The 17850-nt window shown below is 74.2% G+C and carries 16 protein-coding genes; 11 read left to right on the plus strand and 5 right to left on the minus strand.

All coding sequences use genetic code 11. The features are described 5' to 3' along the window. Nucleotides 1-28: 28 nt before the first annotated feature. Nucleotides 29-1240: a methyltransferase domain-containing protein gene (locus ABFY03_RS02625; RefSeq protein WP_346169034.1), complete on the minus strand. Its 1212-nt coding sequence runs from the start codon at nucleotides 1238-1240 to the stop codon at nucleotides 29-31. A gap of 36 nt (nucleotides 1241-1276) precedes the next feature. After that, nucleotides 1277-2761, minus strand: coding sequence for a cytochrome P450 family protein (locus ABFY03_RS02630; protein WP_346169035.1), 1485 nt, complete (start codon nucleotides 2759-2761; stop codon nucleotides 1277-1279). A 132-nt stretch (nucleotides 2762-2893) separates the two neighbouring features. Between ABFY03_RS02630 and ABFY03_RS02635 the strand changes: the two genes are divergently transcribed. After that, nucleotides 2894-3637 carry an NAD-dependent epimerase/dehydratase family protein gene (locus ABFY03_RS02635; RefSeq protein WP_346169036.1) on the plus strand — a complete coding sequence of 248 codons (744 nt, stop codon included), beginning with the start codon at nucleotides 2894-2896 and terminating at the stop codon, nucleotides 3635-3637. 117 nt (nucleotides 3638-3754) lie between these two features. Further along, entirely contained in the window at nucleotides 3755-4978 is a 1224-nt protein-coding gene (locus tag ABFY03_RS02640) for an acyl-CoA dehydrogenase family protein (protein ID WP_319013417.1), read from the plus strand. Nucleotides 4979-5084: 106 nt separating this feature from the next. Here the strand turns inward: ABFY03_RS02640 and ABFY03_RS02645 are convergent, their stop codons facing one another. Together ABFY03_RS02645 and ABFY03_RS02650 are read right to left on the minus strand one after the other, a co-directional pair. Next, entirely contained in the window at nucleotides 5085-6035 is a 951-nt protein-coding gene (locus ABFY03_RS02645; protein ID WP_346169037.1) for an aromatase/cyclase, read from the minus strand. Nucleotides 6036-6091: 56 nt separating this feature from the next. Then, nucleotides 6092-7777, minus strand: coding sequence for an FAD-binding oxidoreductase (locus ABFY03_RS02650; RefSeq protein WP_386723744.1), 1686 nt, complete (start codon nucleotides 7775-7777; stop codon nucleotides 6092-6094). Nucleotides 7778-8121: 344 nt separating this feature from the next. Here ABFY03_RS02650 and ABFY03_RS02655 point away from each other — a divergent pair, with 344 nt between their 5' ends. The 3 genes from ABFY03_RS02655 to ABFY03_RS02665 are packed head-to-tail and all read left to right on the plus strand — an operon-like array spanning nucleotide 8122 to nucleotide 10644. Next, a complete protein-coding gene (locus tag ABFY03_RS02655) occupies nucleotides 8122-9111 on the plus strand; it encodes an ATP-binding cassette domain-containing protein (RefSeq protein WP_319013414.1) in 990 nt (329 codons plus the stop codon). A gap of 2 nt (nucleotides 9112-9113) precedes the next feature. Then, nucleotides 9114-9887, plus strand: coding sequence for an ABC transporter permease (locus ABFY03_RS02660; RefSeq protein WP_346169038.1), 774 nt, complete (start codon nucleotides 9114-9116; stop codon nucleotides 9885-9887). Nucleotides 9888-9945: 58 nt separating this feature from the next. Next, on the plus strand, nucleotides 9946-10644 hold the full coding sequence (locus ABFY03_RS02665) for a mycothiol-dependent nitroreductase Rv2466c family protein (protein WP_346169039.1): 699 nt from the start codon (nucleotides 9946-9948) through the stop codon (nucleotides 10642-10644). A gap of 59 nt (nucleotides 10645-10703) precedes the next feature. On the opposite strand, the gene ABFY03_RS02670 is transcribed toward ABFY03_RS02665, so the two are convergent. Further along, nucleotides 10704-11489, minus strand: a complete 786-nt coding sequence (locus ABFY03_RS02670; protein ID WP_319013411.1) for an SDR family NAD(P)-dependent oxidoreductase — start codon at nucleotides 11487-11489, stop codon at nucleotides 10704-10706. A gap of 186 nt (nucleotides 11490-11675) precedes the next feature. Between ABFY03_RS02670 and ABFY03_RS02675 the strand changes: the two genes are divergently transcribed. The 6 genes from ABFY03_RS02675 to ABFY03_RS02700 all read left to right on the plus strand — a co-directional run bounded on the left by ABFY03_RS02675 (nucleotide 11676) and on the right by ABFY03_RS02700 (nucleotide 17827). Next, complete coding sequence (locus ABFY03_RS02675) at nucleotides 11676-12494, plus strand: NAD(P)H-binding protein (protein WP_319013410.1); 819 nt, start codon at nucleotides 11676-11678, stop codon at nucleotides 12492-12494. A gap of 103 nt (nucleotides 12495-12597) precedes the next feature. Then, nucleotides 12598-13782, plus strand: coding sequence for a class I SAM-dependent methyltransferase (locus ABFY03_RS02680; RefSeq protein ID WP_346169040.1), 1185 nt, complete (start codon nucleotides 12598-12600; stop codon nucleotides 13780-13782). A 29-nt stretch (nucleotides 13783-13811) separates the two neighbouring features. Then, a complete protein-coding gene (locus ABFY03_RS02685) occupies nucleotides 13812-15035 on the plus strand; it encodes a nucleotide disphospho-sugar-binding domain-containing protein (RefSeq protein ID WP_319013408.1) in 1224 nt (407 codons plus the stop codon). 114 nt (nucleotides 15036-15149) lie between these two features. Further along, complete coding sequence (locus ABFY03_RS02690) at nucleotides 15150-15938, plus strand: SDR family NAD(P)-dependent oxidoreductase (protein WP_346169041.1); 789 nt, start codon at nucleotides 15150-15152, stop codon at nucleotides 15936-15938. Between the two features lie 84 nt (nucleotides 15939-16022). Then, nucleotides 16023-17333, plus strand: coding sequence for an activator-dependent family glycosyltransferase (locus tag ABFY03_RS02695; RefSeq protein WP_346169042.1), 1311 nt, complete (start codon nucleotides 16023-16025; stop codon nucleotides 17331-17333). 86 nt (nucleotides 17334-17419) lie between these two features. Beyond that, complete coding sequence (locus ABFY03_RS02700; RefSeq protein WP_319013405.1) at nucleotides 17420-17827, plus strand: MarR family winged helix-turn-helix transcriptional regulator; 408 nt, start codon at nucleotides 17420-17422, stop codon at nucleotides 17825-17827. Nucleotides 17828-17850 lie beyond the last annotated feature (23 nt).

Raw genomic sequence — 17850 nt, forward strand, 5'->3', positions numbered from 1 at the left:
TGCCGGCCTTGCCGGCGGTCTTCCGCGGTCAGAGGACGCGGACCTCGGGCACGTACACGATCCAGCGCCCGCCGGACTCCCGGAACAGCCGTTCCTTCGCCATGATCTCCTCGGCGTGGTTCCAGGCGAACAGCACCGCGTAGTCGGGGTAGGGGTCGGTGAGGGCCTCGGTGGGGCGGACCGGGATGTGCGAACCGGGCATGAGCTTCCCGTGCTTGGCCGGGGTGACGTCGCACACCCAGTCGATCGACTCGGGGCCGATGCCGCAGAAGTTCGTCACGGTGGCGCTCTTCGCCGTGGCGCCGTAGCCGACGATCCGCTTTCCCTCGGCGCGCAACCCCCGCAGCAGGGCCGTCAGTTCGGTGCGCACGCGTTCGACCCCGGCGGCGAAGGCGGCGAAGACCTCGGGGGTGCCGATCCCCTTGCGGTCCTCCTCGGCGATCAGTTCGGCCACGGCCGGGCTCGGCGTGCTCCGCCCGGCCCGCTTGAGGGTGTAGCGGACCTCGCCGCCGTGCACCGGCAGCCGCTCGACGTCGACGACCTCGAAGCCGAAGCGGGCGGCGGCGGCGCTCACCGAGCGCACGGTGAAGAAGTAGAAGTGCTCGTCGTAGATCTGGTCGAAGGAGGTGCGGTCCAGGATGTCGCCGAGGTACGGGTCCTCGAAGACGAAGGCGCCGTCCGGCGCCAGCAGGCGGTCGAGGCCCCGGAAGACGGAGTCGAGGTAGGGGATGTGGCAGATGGTGTTGGCCGAGTAGACCAGATCGGCCGGGCCGTCGGCGGCCACGATCGCGGCCGCGGTCGACTCCTCGAAGAACTCCGTGAGGACGCGGACCCCCTGCTGACGGGCGAGGTCGGCGACGCCGCCGGAGGGCTCGACGCCCAGGTGCCGGATGCCCTCCTTGGCGAGGGCCCGCAGCATCACCCCGTCGTTGCAGCCGATCTCCACCACGAAGGGGTCGCGGCCGCGCAGGTGTGCGCGGGAGAGCCGGCCGGCGGTCTGCTCGAAGTGGCGCCGCATGTGGGCCGAACCGGACGAGTGGTAGGGGTAGGCCTCGTGGAACATCCGGTCCCGGGCGACCTCGTCCATGAGCTGGGTCATGCCGCAGGACTCGCAGCTGCCCACGGCGAGCCGGTAGAAGTACTCGTCGTCGACGCGTTCGGGGTGCACGAACGCGTCGGAGAGTGGCTGGCGCCCGAAGTCGAAGAACTGACGGACGGGTCCTCCACAGACACGGCACATGGGGCCTTCCTCGGGTTCATAGGGTCCGGGGGCGAACTACCCCCGGACGTTTCCTTGGCGGGCGACGGGGAAGCGGAACACGCCGCCGGTGATCGGGGAGCGGAGGCGGCGCAGCACCTCGCCGGTCCTGGTCAGGCCGGGAACCTCCGCGGCCAGGACCCTGAGGGCGGCCTCGGCCGCCAGGCGCGCCGCCGGGCCGACGAGGGCGTCGACCGCGTGGCCGTCCCCGGGGAGCGGATGCCGTTCGTGGGCGGGGCGGTGGAGGTCGAACCGCTCCGGGTCGTGGTGGCGGCGGGGATCGCGCTGGGCCGCCTCGGTGAGCAGGACGACCTCCTCGTCCGCGGCCACTCGGATCCCCGCGAGGTCCAGGTCCTGGCGCGCGTACAGCCGGTGCAGGCGGACGGGCGGTGTGTGCCGCAGCGTCTCGGCGACGGCGGCCGGGGCGAGCCCGGGGTCCGCGCACAGGGCGCGCCACTGCTCGGGGTGGTCCAGGAGGAGCGCGGCGGCGTTGCCGACCAGGGTGGTGGCGACGTCGATGCCGACCAGAGCGAGCAGGGCGCACACCGTCAGGACGTCGTCGGGTGACGGCGGACCGTCGGCCGCGGGGGTCGCCGACAGACGGCGAGGCAGTCCGGCGCGCGCGCCGGCGCCGACACCCGCTGCGCGGCTCGCGCCCTGAGCGTCATGTGCGTCACGAGCGCGGTGAGTGCCGGACCCGACCGAGGTACGGGATGCCCCGGGCGCACGGGAGGTGCCGGGAGCGCCGGACTCACCAGAGGTGCTCGGCGTACCGGGAGCGCCCGGTGTACCCCAGGCGCCTGAGGTCCCGGGCGCGCCGTTTGGTTCCGTGAGCAGGGCCCGGAGTTCCGGGAGGGCCGCACGGTATCGGCGGGCCGTGTCCAGGCGCGGGGGGCAGAGCGTGGCGTCCAGGACGCCGGCGAGTGCGCCGCAGAGCTCCGCGAAGCGGGCGGCCCGGTGTTCCGGTACGCCGAGCAGGACGCGCCCGGCGTCCACCGTGGCGGGCCGGATCAGGTCGTCCATCAGGTCGAACCGCTCCCCCAGCGCCGACGCACGGTGCCGGTAGGCCCGTGCGGCCGCCGCGTGCCGGCCGCGCAGCGCGGGTTCGCCGAGCACGGGCGCGGCCCAGTCCCGCAGGCGTTCGTACTCCTCCCGGTCGAGCGCCACGGGCAGCCCGGCCAGCGGCAGCGCCTCCCGCAGGGGCGGCACGTCCCACGGTGCGGGTTCTTCGGCCGGTCCTCCGGGCGGGGCGCCGTCGTCGGGGGGCCGGGGCGTGAGGCGCCGGTCGGCCAGCGCGGCGGCGACCACGTCGGGGTCGGCCGTCACCCATGCCTCGGCGCTGCTCCAGTACAGCGGGCCCCGCTCGCGGACGCGCCGGCCCAGTTCGGCCCGGTCGTCTCCGGCCGCGCGGAGCAGCAGCGCGTACGGGTCGCCTTTCGTGCCCAGGATCCACTGGACGCCGCGCAGGGTCAGCAGAACGCGTCCCAGCGCACTGTCGGTCATGCTCGCCACCATGGCCGGAACGCTAGGCGTGCCCCCTCGACCCCCTCTCGACTTCCCGTGGCTCCGGCCGGAGCGGCCCGTCGAGCCGGACACGAGGGGGGCGTGGCACCGGTCGCCTAGGGTGACGCGGTCATGGACATCATCGGCAAGGGTTTCATCGCCCGGCATCTGTGGCCGCTGCGCGAGGCGCATCCCGGGGTGACGGTGCTGGCGGCGGGAGTTCCGCGCCAGCAGCTGCCGGATTCCGAGCACGAGCGGGAGGCGGCGCTGGTGCGGAGCACGATCGCGCGCTGCCGGAGCCGGGGCGAGCTGCTGGTCTTCTTCTCCACGGCCAGCATGTACGGCGGTCCCGGCTGCCGGGGGCGCGAGGGCGACGCGATCGTCCCGACCACCCGCTACGGGCGTCACAAGTTCGCCCTGGAGACCACGATCCGCGAGTCCGGCGTGGCGCACCTCGTACTGCGCCTCTCGTATGTGCTGGGGCCGCACGGGCCCGACTTCCGGCTGGTGCCCGCGCTGGTGTCGCAGCTGCGCGCGGGGCGGGTCCGGGTGAACGCCGGGGCGCGGCGCGATCTGCTGCACGTCGCGGACTTCGTCGGGCTCGTCGACCGTCTGCTGGCCTCCGGGGTGCGCGACGAGACGGTGAACGTGGCCTCGGGGGACTGCGTGGACGTCGTCGACCTCGTCGCCCACCTCAAGCGACGGCTGGGGCTGGAGGCGGAGGAGGAGGTGGTGGGCGGGGGCGAGAGCGCCTTCTCGCACTGTCCGTCGGTGGAGAAGCTGCGCGCCCTGGTGCCCGAGCCGGCGGGTTCGGTGTTCGGGCCGGGCTACCACCGGGTCGCCCTGGACCGCTATCTCCGCGAAACAAGCGCGTGACCGGTGCTGGACCCGTGGGACAGCGGCTTTCCAACGGTCGTCGAACCGCTCGGGTCATCATCGGGCGTCCCGATCGCACCGGGCGACCGGAGTCGAGCGAAGGAAGCGGGGAACGCGATGGCGACGTACGACAGGGGCCGGGCGGCCACGGCGGATCTGCGCGAGCCGAGGACCTCCTCGGGGCGCGCGCTGCTCGCTCTGCTGGCCGAACACCTTCCCCTGATACGGGACGGGGCCCGGCAGGGGGACCGGGACGGCGTCTTCCCGGTCGAGGTGTTCGAGCGGCTCCGCGGGAGCGGGGTGCTGGGGGCCACCGTGCCGAAGGAGCTCGGGGGGCTGGACGTCTCCTCGCTGCACGACGTGTGTCTGGCCCTGACGACGGTGGCCGAGGCGGACGCGTCGACCGCGCTCGCCCTGCACATGCAGCTCAGCCGGGGTCTGACGCTCACTCACGAGTGGCGGCACGGGGACGAGCGGGCGCGGGCGCTGGCCGAGCGCCTGCTCCGGGGCATGGGCTCGGGCGAGGCGGTGGTGTGCACCACGGTGAAGGACGCCGGCGGGGGCCGGGTGGTCACCCGGCTGCGTCCGGCACCGGACGGCGGCTGGGTGCTGTCGGGCCGCAAGACGCTGGCGAGCATGGCACCCATCGCCACCGACTTCGTGGTCTCGGCGCGGGTCGAGGTGGCGGGGGTGACGCGGTCGGCCGCGGCCGTGCTGCCCCGGCGGACGCCGGGGCTGACCGTCCTGGACAACTGGGAGGGGCTCGGCATGCGGGCCTCCGGGAGTGTGGACATCGTCCTGGACGACTGCCCGGTCCGTCTGGAGGACGTGTTCCTGCGCGGGCCGCTCGGGGAGCGTGACGACGCGGTCCTGGCCGGACAGACCGTCAGTTCGATCACGATGCTGGGGATCTACGTGGGGGTGGCCCAGGCCGCCCGGGACCACGTGGTGGCGGAGCTGACGCGACGCGGCGGTGCGCCGGCGGCGGGGGTGCGCACGCTGCTCGCCGAGATCGAGGCGCGGTTGCACGCCCTGCGCACCACGGCGGCGGGCACGCTGTCGGTGGCGGACTACCTGGCGTACGAGTTCGACGGTGATCCGCTGGAGCGCGGCCGGCGCATGATGTTCGACTTCCAGCGGGCCAAGCTGACGGTCAACCGGCTGGCGCCCGAGATCGTCGCGGACTGCGTGACGGTGATCGGCGGCGCCGCCTACGCGGGGTCCCATCCCCTGGCACGTCTCTACCGGGACGTCAGGGCGGGCTCGTTCATGCACCCGTTCACCTATCCCGACGCGGTGGACTGGCTCTCCGAGGCGGCGCTGGCCGGTCCGAAGGACTGAGCCACCGCCGGGGCATGCCGGAAGGGGAGGGCCGGGATTCCCGGCCCTCCCCTTCGTCGGCGGCTGCCGGGCCGGCGCCGGAGGCCGGCCGGGTGGCTGCCCCGGCTCAGACGCCCGTTCCGCGGGCATGGGCGGCGGCGTGCTCCATGGTGGTGGTGCTGTTGCGGCCGAGGGCGTCGCGGACGAAGGCGCGGGCATCGGCGACGGTGGCGTCCGGCCCGAGGACGGCCGGGATGGCCTCCTCGTCGAGGACGACGGTGTGGACGGAGGTGATCCGGCCCCCGGCCACGTCCTCCGCGAACACCCACCGTCCGACGTGGGCCTTCATCAGCGCGGGGGTGTGCAGCTGCTTGTAGACGATCAGCTCGTCCGGGAAGCAGATCCGGACGGAGCGGGTGGTGTGCGTGGCTCCGTCCGGCGACCGGGTCTCCATCTCCAGCGTCTGGACCCCGGGGGCGTCCTCCTGCAGGACGGTGCGGGCCACGTGCGGCAGCCGTTCGGGCCAGCGGCCCGCCTCGTCGACGAAGGCGTAGGCGTCCTTGACGGCACCGGTGATCTCCACCGTGTCCTCGAAGGTCAGGGTGAGTTCCTCGGCGTCCCCGGTCCGTTCGGCCGCGACGCGCAGGGCGTTCAGTTCGGCGCCGCTGTTGCGGTCGATCGCCCTCTCGATCCACTCCACGTTCTGGGGGTCGTCGCCGACGGCCCGGAAGTCGTGCAGCAGGCGTACCCGGGTGTGGCCCGCGTCGACCGTCTCGACGATCCACTCCCCGCCCATGGCGGCCACCGGGGGCTGCGAGACCTCCTGGCGGAAGGAGACGCGGAGGCGGTCGTGGTCCAGTTCCCGGCGTGACGTCCAGGTCTTGACCTCGCCGTTGGCGGTGGCCCAGATCCGGATGCGCTCCCGCGTCCCGCTCCGGTCGACGTGCTGGACGTGGACGGTGGGCGGAAAGGTCTCGGGCCATCGGCCGACGTCGACGATGAGCTCGAACACGCGGCGCGCCGGGGCGGCCACCGTGATCGTGTGCTCGGTGCGGTGGGTGGTGCGGGGGTCTGACATGGTCCCTCCTCCAACTCGGCTTCGGGCAGCGGGGCCAGCTTCGGCGGGGTCTCTCGTCAGGCGCTCGACGACGGCTGGGCGCCGGACCGCCCGGGGAGCGGGCCGCGCGACGGTCCGCGGTCCGCGCCGTCGGACGCCGGCTCGGCCGGGCGGACGGAGAGGGCGTGCCGGAACAGGTCCAGCGGGTCCCAGCGTTCCTTGACCCGGCGCAGCCGCTCGTATCCGTCGCGGTGGTAGAGGGTGCTCCACGGCACGCCCGAGGTGTTCAGCCGGGGGTCCGCGAGGTCGGCGTCCGGATAGTTGACGTAGGCGCCGCTGTTGGCGTCGTTCGGCACCGGGACACCGCCGGTGTCGGCGTGGAGTTCCCGGTACAGGTCGCGGACCCAGGCGAGTTGGCGCGCGGTCTGCTCCTCGTCGCCCCAGAGGGCCTCGTGCACGCTGCTGAAGAGGCAGTCCCGGTGGGCCATGGCGGTGGCTTCCGGGGGTACGTCGTTGATCCGTCCGCCGAGGAAGGTGAGGTAGACGGCGGCGGTGGCGAACTCCTCGCCGCCCCGGCCCAGATGGTCGTGGAGCACGCCGATCTGCCGGTCGTCCCAGGGTTTGCGGAGCAGGGTGGACTTGGACTTGAAACGGGCGCCGCCGGGCCACTGGACGCCCCCGAGGACCGACTTCAGCCAGGGAGTCGTGGTCGTGGTCGAGGTGTGCGGCGCCCCGACCGGCCCGGTGAGTGCGGCGGCGAAGGCGTCCAGGAGCTCCGCCGCGCGGGGGTGGGACGCGTCGAGCGCGGCGTCCACCGTGATCAGCCCGTTCGCACGGTGGCCGAGGGTGAGTCCGCTCGACAGCTCCCCGTAGGGCGAGCCGGAGCCGATGTGCCGCCGGTGCCAGTCGCCGTGGGCGCGCAGGAGCCGGGCGAAGGCCGCGCGGTCCAGGTCCCGCCACTGCCAGCCGAGGGAGACGGAGCGCACGGCGCCGGGCGGCCGGGGCAGCAGCTCGCCCGGGCCTCCGGTGGCGCCGGGGGTCCGGAACAGATAGCGGGTGACGACACCGAAGTTCCCTCCTCCGCCGCCGGTGTGGGCCCACCACAGGTCGCGTTCGGCGCCGGTCGAGTCACGGGTGGCCGTCACGAGGCGGGCCCTGCCCGTCCGGTCCGTGACGACGACCTCGACCCCGTGGAGGTGGTCGACGACCAGCCCGTACCGGCGCGAGAGCGCGCCGTAGCCGCCGCCGGCGACATGGCCGCCCACGCCGACCGTCGGACAGCCGCCGCCGGGCAGGGTGACGCCCCATCGGAGGTAGAGGGTGCGGTAGACCCGTCCGAGCGTGGCGCCCGCCTCGACGGCGAAGAGCCGTCGCCGCGGATCGTAGGAGACGTCGGTCATCTCCGAGACGTCGATCAGGACGCGGACGGCGGGGTCGTCGACGAGGTTCTCGAAGCAGTGGCCGCCGCTGCGGACCGCGACGCGCTTGCGGGCGCGGGCCGCCTCCTCGACGGCCCGGGCCACCTGCCCGGCGGAGGCGACCAGGTGCACCGCGTCCGGGGACCCGGTGAAGCGGCCGTTGTGTCCGCGGGTGGTGAGTTCCCCGTAGCGGGGGTCGTCCGGCTCCAGCACCACCGCTCCCTGGGCGTGCGGGTCCGTGGCGGCGGAGGCGGAGGCGGCGGGGCCGCCGAGGAGGGTGGCACCTCCGGAGAGCGCCGAGAGTTCCAGCAACCGTCTGCGTGTGAGTCGTGCCAAGGGGGACACCTGCCTTCCCGTCCGGCCCGTGGCCGGTCGCCGAGCCGGCGGCCAGACTGCGCGGGACCGCTGGGAGGACGGTGGAGTCGCGCTGGTACGGCGCCGGGCGGGCCGGACCCGCGGCCGGAAGGCCGCCCGGCGCACCGCTCGGAGGCGGGTGGGAGGGGCGGCTCGAAAGGCGGATCGAGACCGTCAGGGAGGCTGACAAAGACGTCATTAACGCTTCTAAGCTCGAAGAAGTCAAGAGCCCAGGGCATCTGGCTTCCCTCACCCTGCCCGCGGCCGACCCGGCCGGTCCGGGCCCGGGCCGGGAGCCCCCTGGCTCGCCCCATGAACCCCGTACGGGAGAACCCATGATCCACACCCGCGGGCTCACCCGCAGCTTCCGCGCCAAGGGAGAGACCGTCGAGGCGGTGCGCGGACTGGACCTCGACATCGAAGCCGGCTCCGTGGTCGCCTTCCTCGGCCCGAACGGCGCCGGGAAGACCACCAGCCTGCGGATGCTGACCACGCTCCTCCCGCCGACCTCGGGCACCGCCGTCGTCGCCGGTCACGACGTGCTGACCGACCCGTCGGGCGTCCGCCACCGCATCGGCTACCTCGGCCAGGGCAACAGCGCCGGCAGCAACTTCCGGGTCAGCGACGAGCTGATCACCCAGGGACGCGCGTACGGTCTGACCCGCGCGGAGTCCCGCGTCCGGGCGGAGCGGCTGCTGGCCGCGCTCGAACTGGAGGGTCTGACGAAGCGGACGGTGGGCACGCTGTCCGGCGGCCAGCGCCGCCGCCTGGACATCGCGATGGCGCTGGTGCACGAGCCGGAACTGCTCTTCCTCGACGAGCCCACTACCGGGCTCGACCCGCACAGCCGCGCCAACATCTGGGAGCACGTGCTGCGGCTGCACAAGGAGTTGGGCACCACGATCGTCTTCACCACCCACTACCTGGAGGAGGCCGATCTCTGGGCCCGACGGGTGATGGTGGTCGACCACGGCCGGGTCATCGCCGACGACTCCCCCGAGCGGCTCAAGGCCGACCTGGCCGGCGACCGCATCACCCTGGGGACCGCGGACCGCGCCGACGCCGAGCGGGCCGCCGAGCTCGCCCGCGCCCTGCCCGCCGTCCACGAGGTCACCACCGACGGCACGGAGGTGCGGGTGCGCACCCCGCACGGAGACGCCCGGCTCCCGGTGCTGCTGCGGAACCTGGAGGGCGCCGGGGTACGGGCGCTCACCGCCCGGCTCACCCGCCCCACCCTCGACGACGTCTTCCTCAGCCTGACCGGCCGCACCCTGCGGGAGAGCACCGACTCCCCCGCCCCGACCACCACGCACGACGGAGCCTGACGATGAAGGTGCTCGACGACACCCGTACCGCTTTCGCCCGCGAGCTGGGGCCCGAGCTGCGCCAGCCGGCCGGCCTCCTCTTCACGATGCTGCTGCCCTTCCTCTTCCTCGCCCTCTTCGCGCCCCTGCTCTCGGGCATGGGCCCGTCGGGCGGCGGCACCGGAACGGGCTCCCCCTGGCAGTGGTTCGTGCCGGGCATGCTCGTCCTGCTCGCCCTCTCCGCCACCGCGGGGGCCGGGGCCTCGCTGCTCAACGAGATGTCATCGGGAGCCTTCGAGCGCATGCTCGTGACCCCGCTGAACCGGGCCGCGATGCTCGTCGGCCGCGCGCTCAAGGAGGTCGTGATCCTGCTGGCGCAGGCCCTGTTGCTCATGGCCCTGCTGCTGCCGACCGACTTCCGGCTCCGGCCGCTCGGGGCCCTGGCGGGGCTCGCGCTGCTGGCCGTCTTCGGGATCGGGATCGGGGCCCTCTCGTTCACCCTGGCGCTCCACTCCCGCAAGCAGCAGACCCTGTTCTACGGGGTGCAGCAGATGATCTTCTTCCCGCTGCTGCTGCTCTCCGGCGTCCTGCTGCCCATCACCCAGGACTCGGCGCCCACGTGGCTCTACGTGCTGAGCCGGATCAACCCCGCGACCTATGTGGTGGAGGCCGAACGCGCCCTGTTCGACGGCCGGTTCGCCGAGACGAGCGTGCTGTACGGGCTCCTCGCCGCGACGGCCGTCGCGGTGCTGGGGGTCGTCGCGGGCATCCGCGGCATGCGCAACGCCTCCGTGTGACGCGCCGCCCGCGGCAGCCGGCCGCCGTCCGAGTCCGTACGCGAAGGAGCACCGCACCGTGACAGCCGAAGCCCGTCCGGGCACCCCTCGTCCCCGACCCCGCACCGTGGACGTCTGGTTCGACCCCGCCTGCCCCTACACCTGGCTGACCGCCCGCTGGCTGCGGGAGGCCGCCCGGGTCCGCCCGCTGGAACTGCGCTGGCACCTGATGAGCCTGACCCTCCTCAACGAGGGCCGGGACGACGACCCCGAGGGCGACCCCGACGGGTACCTGATGGTGCCGGTGCGGATCGGCACCGCCGTCCGGCACCACCACGGGCAGGAGGCCCTGGGGCGCTACCACGCCTCGCTGTGGGCCGATCTCGGCGCCCCCGGGGAGCACGGCGGGGACAGCGGGAAGTGGATCAACGATCCGGCGCTGGCCCTGGCCGACGCGGGCCTCCCGGCGGAGCTCGCGGCGGCCGGGACCTCCACCGCCTACGACGGGGAACTGCGGGCCTCGCACGCGGAGGCCGTGGCGCTGCTCGGCCCGCGGCCCGGGACGCCCGTGGTCGCCGTCCGGGAGCCGGCGGAACCGTACCGCCCCCCGCTGGCCTTCTTCGGGCCGGTCATCTCCCGCGTGCCGACGGGGGACGCGGCGGGACGGCTCTGGGACGGGACGCTGCTGGTGGCGGGCACCCCCGGCTTCCACACGCTCAGGGGGAGGCCCGCCGACCCGGACCCGGACGTGACCGGACGGGACGTCGATCCGGCGTGAACGGGCCCACGCCGGCGGGCCTGCGGGCGGGGCGTGCGGGCTCCTCCGGGCTCCGGGGGTCAGTAGTTGCCGAGACCGCCGCAGACGTTGAGGGCCTGGGCGGTGACGGACGCGGCCGTGTCGGTGATCAGGTAGCCGACCAGGCCCGCCACCTCCTCGGGGGTGGTGTACCGGCCCAGCGGGATCTTCGCCTGGAAGCGTTCGAGGACGTCCTCGGTCGTGGTGTCCCACGCGGCCGCGTATCCCGCACGGACCCGCTCCGCCATCGGGGTCTCGACGTACCCCGGGCACACGGCGTTGACGGTGATGCCGGTCTTGGCCAGTTCCAGGCCCAGCGCCTTGGTGAAGCCGACGACGCCGTGCTTGGAGGCCGAGTACGGCGCGCCCAGCACCACGCCCTGCTTCCCGCCCGTGGAAGCGATGTTGACGATCCGTCCCCGGCCGCTCTCCAGCATGCCGCCGGTGGACAGCGCCGCCCTGGTCACCCGGAACACGCTGTGCAGGTTGGTGTCGAGGACGTCGAGCCACAGCTCGTCCGTCAGCCCGGCGGTGGGGCCGCCTCCGCTGCGTCCCGCGTTGTTGACGAGGACGTCGACGGGGCCGTACCGGTCGACGGCGGCGCGTACGAAGGCGTCCACCCGCTCGGTGGAGCGCACGTCGCAGGCCTGCCCGTCGGCGTCCACGCCCTCCTCGCGGAGGAGTGCGACGGTGGCGGCGACGGCGTCGGCGTCCCGCGCGCAGAGGAAGATCCGCAGCCCGTCCCCGCCGAGCGAGCGGGCCACGGCGAGGCCGATCCCGCTGGTCGCCCCGGTGACGACGGCGACCCGTCCTTCGGTGCCGGTCATTGGTCCCTCCCGGATCGTGACATCGGATGTGCGTTCGCGGCCCGAGGGTGGCAACGGGCGCTCGACAGGCGGTCGACGGGCCGCGTACAGCGCTTTTCGAGCCGTTCGAGAGAACGGACCGGAAACATCGGCGGGTCCGGGACGGGCCTGCCGGACACACGAAGAGAGACGAAGGAGAAAGCGACCATGACCGTTCTGGTGACGGGTGCCACGGGAAAGGTGGGCCGGCACGTGGTGGCGGGGCTGCTGGCGGCCGGCGAGCAGGTCCGCGCGATGACCCGCTCCCCCGAGACGGCCGCGCTGCCGGAAGGGGTGGCCACGGTGCGGGGCGACCTCGCCGATCCGGCCGGCCTGGACGCGGCGCTCGCCGGTGTCGACCGCGTGTACCTCTTCCCCCTGCCCGGGACCGCCGAGGAGTTCACCGCGCGCGCGGTCAAGGCGGGGGTGGGGCGGATCGTCGTGCTCTCCTCGGTGGCGGCCGAGTACGCGGACGGGGACTACAGCGGCGACCACCACACGGCGGTGGAACGGGCGGTGGAGGCGTCCGGCGTCGAGTGGACCCACGTGAGGCCCGGTGAGTTCATGGCCAACCTGCTGGACTGGTGGGCCCCCTCGATCCGGGCCGAGGGAGTGGTACGCGCTCCCTTCGGCGCCACCCGCAGCGCCCCCGTGCACGAGGCCGACATCGCGGACGTGGCGGTGACGGCGCTGCTGGAGGACGGGCACGCGGGGAAGGCGTACTCCTTCGCCGGTCCGGAGTCCCTGGCCAAGACCGAGCAGGTACGCGTCCTGAGCGAGGTCCTCGGCCGCGAGATCCGGTTCGAGGAGCTGACGACGGACGGGGCCCGCGCCCTGTGGCTGGGCCAGGGCATGCCCGCCGCGGCGGTCGACTGGCTGCTCCAGGACCCGGTGGACGTGCCCGTGGGTCCCACCGCCGAACGGGTCACCGGGCGGCCGGCCCGCACCTTCGCCCAGTGGGTGGCGGATCACCGGGCGGACTTCTGACGAACCGCTCCCCGAGGGGCGTTCAGCGGCGGTCGAGCGGGGCTCCAGGCGGCCCGCCGAGGGTGGTCGGGACCCTCTTCGCGGACCGATGGGAAACGCCCTCATGGTGGATGTCGCACTGAACGCCCTGATCCGACGACTGGTCCGGGCCGGAGCCGGCTCCGACGACGAGATCGACGCCGTGCTGAAGGACGCCGGTCTGACCGCCGTGGCACGCGCCCTCGTCGACGAGGTCCTGTTCCGCTGCCCGGACCCGGTCAACACCGCGCCCGTCGACGTGGCCCTGGACGTCACCCACGGCGGGGAGCGGTACTCGGCCGTCCTGCGCATGGTGCGCGACGAACCGATCCGCGTGGTCGGCGACGACTCCGCGCGGGTGCGCTCCCGGGTGACCTTCACGGCCGCCGGGCTGGTCCGCCGGCTCTACGGGCCGGCGGACTCCCCGCGCACCGGGGACTTCCACAACTCCTTCGTGCCGACGCCGGAGGACCCGGAGCAGGTGCGGGAGCTGCTCGCCGAGATGAACACGGTGCTGCGCGCGGCCGCCCAGGCCACCGCCACCCTGATGGCCGGGTGCACGGGGCGCAGCCCCGACCTGGGCGAGCTGTCGATCCGGTACGGCTCCGACAAGTGGGCCAGCTTCCACTGGTACACCGCCCACTACGAGCGCCACTTCGCCCCCTACCGGGACCGGCCGACGCGGGTCCTGGAGATCGGCATCGGCGGCTTCGACGACGACCTCGGCGGCGGCTCGCTGAAGATGTGGAAGCGCTACTTCCCCCGGGGCACCGTCTTCGGCCTGGACCTCTACGACAAGACGGCGCTGACCGAGCCGCGGCTCACGGCGCTCGTCGGCGACCAGAACGATCCGGAGTTCCTGACCGGACTGGCCCGGGAGCACGGTCCGTTCGACATCGTCATCGACGACGGCAGTCATGTGAACGAGCATGTGCGGACCTCGTTCCGGACCCTCTTCCCTTACGTGCGTCCCGGCGGCCTCTACGTGATCGAGGACCTCCAGACGTCCTACTTCGCGGACTTCGGGGGCAGCGCGGGCGGGACGGCCGGTCCCGACACCTCGCTCGGGCTCGTCAAGGAGCTGATCGACGACCTGCACCACCGGGAGCACCGCGAGCCCGCCGTCACCCGTCCGACCCCGACCCAGGGCACCGTGACGGCGGTGCACGCCTATCACAACATCGTCTTCGTGGAGAAGGGGACGAACGGGGAGGACACGCTGCCCACGTGGATGGACGCGGACGTGTGGACCGCGCTCGGCGCCAAGTGAACCGCCGGGGAGAGGGAAGGGGACCGGGCATGCGCGTGCTGTTCACCGTGTCCACGTGGCCCACCCAGTACGCGGCCATGGTGCCGCTGGGATGGGCGCTCCAGGCGGCCGGCCACGAGGTCCGGGTGCTGTGCGCCGCCTCGCAGGCCGCCGCGGTGGGCCGGGCCGGTCTCGTTCCCGTGCCGGTCCTGGGCGGGATGGAGGAGGTCCTGCGGCTGCGGCTGCAGTACCACGCGGAGGCGGTGGACGGGATCTGGCGGTACCCGTGGCTGCCGCCGCACCCGCTGACGGGCGAGCGGCTCGACCGCCTCGACGCCTTCGACACCGGGCACTTCGCCCGGGAGGTCGCGCCGGAGCTGGACGCGTCGGCGGCCCGGAGCTTCGACGCGGCCGTGGCCTACGCCCGGGACTGGCGGCCGCACCTGGTGCTGCACGACCCGGGCAGCCTCGAGGGCCTGCTCGCGGCCGAGGTCCTGGACGTGCCGTCGGCGCTCTGCCTCTGGGGTCCGGCGAGCCCGCACGATCCCGAACACATGCGGATCGTCCCCACCGATCACAGCGGCTCGTTCGCCCGATACGGCCTGGGGCCGTTCGACCTCGCCATGATCGAGCGGGTGGTGGACCCCAACCCGCCGTCCCTGAAGGTGCCGGTCGAGTCCGAGCGGCTGCCGGTCCGTTACGTCCCGTACAACGGGGCCGGACCGGCCCCGGCATGGACCGCGCGGCCGCCGGAGGGGCCCAGGGTGTGCGTCACCTGGTCCACCGCCCTGTCCACCGTCTCCGGGCCCGACTCCTATCTGCTCCCCCGGATCGTCGCCGCCCTCGACGGGCTGGACTGCGAGGTCGTGCTCACCGCGACCGCGCGGGACGTGGCCGCGCTCGGCCCGGTGCCGTCCTCGGTCCGGGTGGCGGAGAACCTGCCGCTGGCGGCCCTGCTGCCGGGCTCCGCCGCCGTCGTCCACCACGGGGGCAGCGGCAGCACGCTGACGGCCCTGTGGGCGGGGGTCCCCCAGTTCGTCGCGACGTTCGCGTCGGAGCAGCACGTGACCGGGGAGCGGGTGGCCGCCACCGGGGCCGCGCTGCACGTCCCGGGGCACCTCGCCGACGAGGCGGCGATCCGGGCCGGCGTGGAGCGGCTGATCGGGGACGGCTTCCATCGGGCCGCGGCCGACCGGCTCCGCGCGGAGGTGGCGGAGACCCCGGCCCCCGCCGCGCTCGCCGCCGAACTGGAGGCGCTCGCGACCGGCGTCTGAGGAGCGGGACACCGGCGGGACACCGCCGGAGATCCGACAGCGGCGGATCCGGCGGCGGCTCGCGGTGCGCGAAGGTCGAGGCGCCTGCGAGGTCCGCTGCCGATCCTGCGGGACATGACCACCCGAACAGAAGGAACCGACAGTGGGGTCCGGCCCGGGGCCGCGCGCGGGATCGTCGTCACCGGCGGCGGCACCGGCATCGGCCGCGCCACGGCCCGCGCGTTCGCCGCGCGCGGGGACCGGGTGCTCGTCGTCGGCCGCACGGCGACCACCCTCGACGCGACCGCCGAGGGGCACCCCGGCATCCGGACCCTCGTCGCCGACGTCACGGAGCCGGACGCCCCCGACCGGATCGTCGAGACGGCGCTGGGCGTCCTCGGCCGGATCGACGTCCTGGTGAACAACGCGGCCGCGATGGGGTACCGCCCGCTGGCCGCGCTGGACCGGACCGAGGCCGAACGGCAGCTCCACACCAATCTGCTGGCTCCGGTCCTGCTCACCCGGGCCGCGCTGGACCCCCTGGCGGAGCGGTCCGGCACGGTGGTGAACATCGGCTCGGCCGGTGCCCTCGGCCTGCGGTCCTGGCCCGACAACGGCCTCTACGGGGCCGCCAAGGCCGGCCTCGACTTCCTCACCCGCACCTGGGCGGTCGAGCTGGCTCCGCGCGGCATCCGGGTGGTCGGCGTGGCCCCCGGGGTGACCGACGTCAGCGCCGGTCCCGGGCCGGACGCCGGCGACCCCGCGTACCGGGACTTCCTGAAGGGGATCGCCGCCAGGACGCCGAGCGGCCGGGTGGGCCGCCCCGAGGAGATGGCCTGGTGGATCGTGCAGCTCACCCGGCCGGAGGCCGAATACGCCAACGGGACGGTGGTCGCGGTGGACGGCGGGCTGTCCCTGACCTGACTCGGCCGTGCCGCCGGCCCGCCGTCCCGCCCGGCGCCGCGACCCCGCGTCGACCGGTTCCGTACGTCCGAGAGGGGAGCGCCGATGCGCGTCCTGTTCCAGCCCTTCGCCGCGGCGACCCATGTCGCCGCGCAGGTCCCGCTCGCCTGGGCGCTGCGCGCGGCCGGTCACGAGGTGCGGGTCGCGACCCAGCCCGACGTGGTCGAGGACATCACCCGGGCCGGCCTGACGGCGGTACCGGTCGGCGAGCCCCTGCACGTCGCCGCCAAGATGGCCCCCGACGACGCGCGGCTGGTGGAGGAGCTGCGCGACGGCGCCTGGCTGCGGGTCCTCGATCCGGGCGAGGTGCGTCCTGAACGGCTGACGCCCGAGCACCTGCAGGGCGTCTTCGCGGCCTGGACGCCGCTGGTCCACCGCAACACGGTGCCCGACCGGATGATCGACGACCTCGTCGCCTTCTCCCGGGACTGGCGGCCGGACCTGGTGGTCTGGGACACCATGACCTACGCGGGCCCGGTCGCCGCCCGCGCGAGCGGCGCCGCGCACGCCCGGCTGATGTTCGGGCTCGACCTGGTCGGTCTGCTGCGCGAGCGGTACCGGGCCGCCCTCGACCGGCTGCCGCCGGAGCTGCGGGACGACCCGCTGGAGGAGTGGCTGGGGCACGTCCTGGAACGCCACGGTCTGGAGGGCCCCGGCCGCGGTTTCGACGAGGAGCTGGTGGTCGGCCAGTGGACGCTGGACCCGGTGCCCACCTCCCTCGCCCTGCCGGTCTCCCTCCCCCGGGTTCCGCTGCGGTACGTCCCGTACAACGGCCCGTCGAGCGTGCCCCCCTGGCTGGACGAGCCCGCCGGGCGGCGCCGGATCTGCCTCACCCTCGGCGTCTCCTTCCGGGAGGTGGTCGGCAAGGACCAGGCGTCGGTCGGCGAGCTGCTGGCGGCCGTGGCCGATCTGGACGTGGAGGTGGTGGCCACCCTCGACGCCGGGCAGCTCGCCGCACTCGGCCCGCTGCCGCCGAACGTCCGGGCGGTCGACTTCGTCCCGCTGAACGAGCTGCTGCCGAGCTGTGCCGCGGTCATCCACCACGGCGGTGCGGGCACCTTCCTGACCGCCCTGGCCCACGGGGTCCCGCAGGTCGTCGTCCCCTCCCGGATGTGGTGCAACACCCCGCGCGCGGAGGGGGCCCGGGCGGCGGGCGTGGCCCTGACGTGTCCGCCCGAGCGGCTCACCGCCGGCCGGCTGCGCGCGATGGTGACGCGGGTGCTCGACGACCCCTCGTTCGCGCGTGCGGCGGCCCGGGTGCGCACCGAGATGCTCGGCACGCCGACCCCCGCCGGGATCGTCCCGGTCCTCGAACGGCTGGTGACCGCCCACCGTGCGCCGCGGCGAACGGGCTGATGGCATACGGTCGGAGCAAGAGGACCGCGGTCTCCGAGCGTTGAGGTGAAGTCGTCTTGCGGACACACATTCCGTATCTCTTGGCCGTGGCCAGCACCGTCGCCACGCGTCGGGTGGACGAGCGGCTGGCGGACTACGATCTGACGGTACGTCAGTACGGTCTGCTCGCCCAGCTCTCGCTGGAGCCCGAACTGACCATGTCGGAGCTGGCCCGTCAGCTGGGGATCGCCCGCCAGTCGGTGCACCAGCTGGTCAACGACCTGGTCGAGTCCGGTCACGTACGCCGACGCCCGGGGGCCGACGACCGCTCGCGCCGGCTGGAGATCACCGACACCGCGCAGTATCTGCTCACCCGGATCGACGGACCTCTGGAGCGGGTGGAGGCGGAACTGCTGGGCGATCTCGCCCCGGAGGAGGCCGAGACGCTGCGCGGCCTGCTGCAGCGCGTCCTGGCCCACGCCACCGACGACGAGGCATGGCTGCCCGCCCGCTGACGACCGGCCGGCCTCGGCCGGCG

It is taken from the genome of Streptomyces roseofulvus (assembly GCF_039534915.1).
Lineage (GTDB): Bacteria > Actinomycetota > Actinomycetes > Streptomycetales > Streptomycetaceae > Streptomyces > Streptomyces roseofulvus.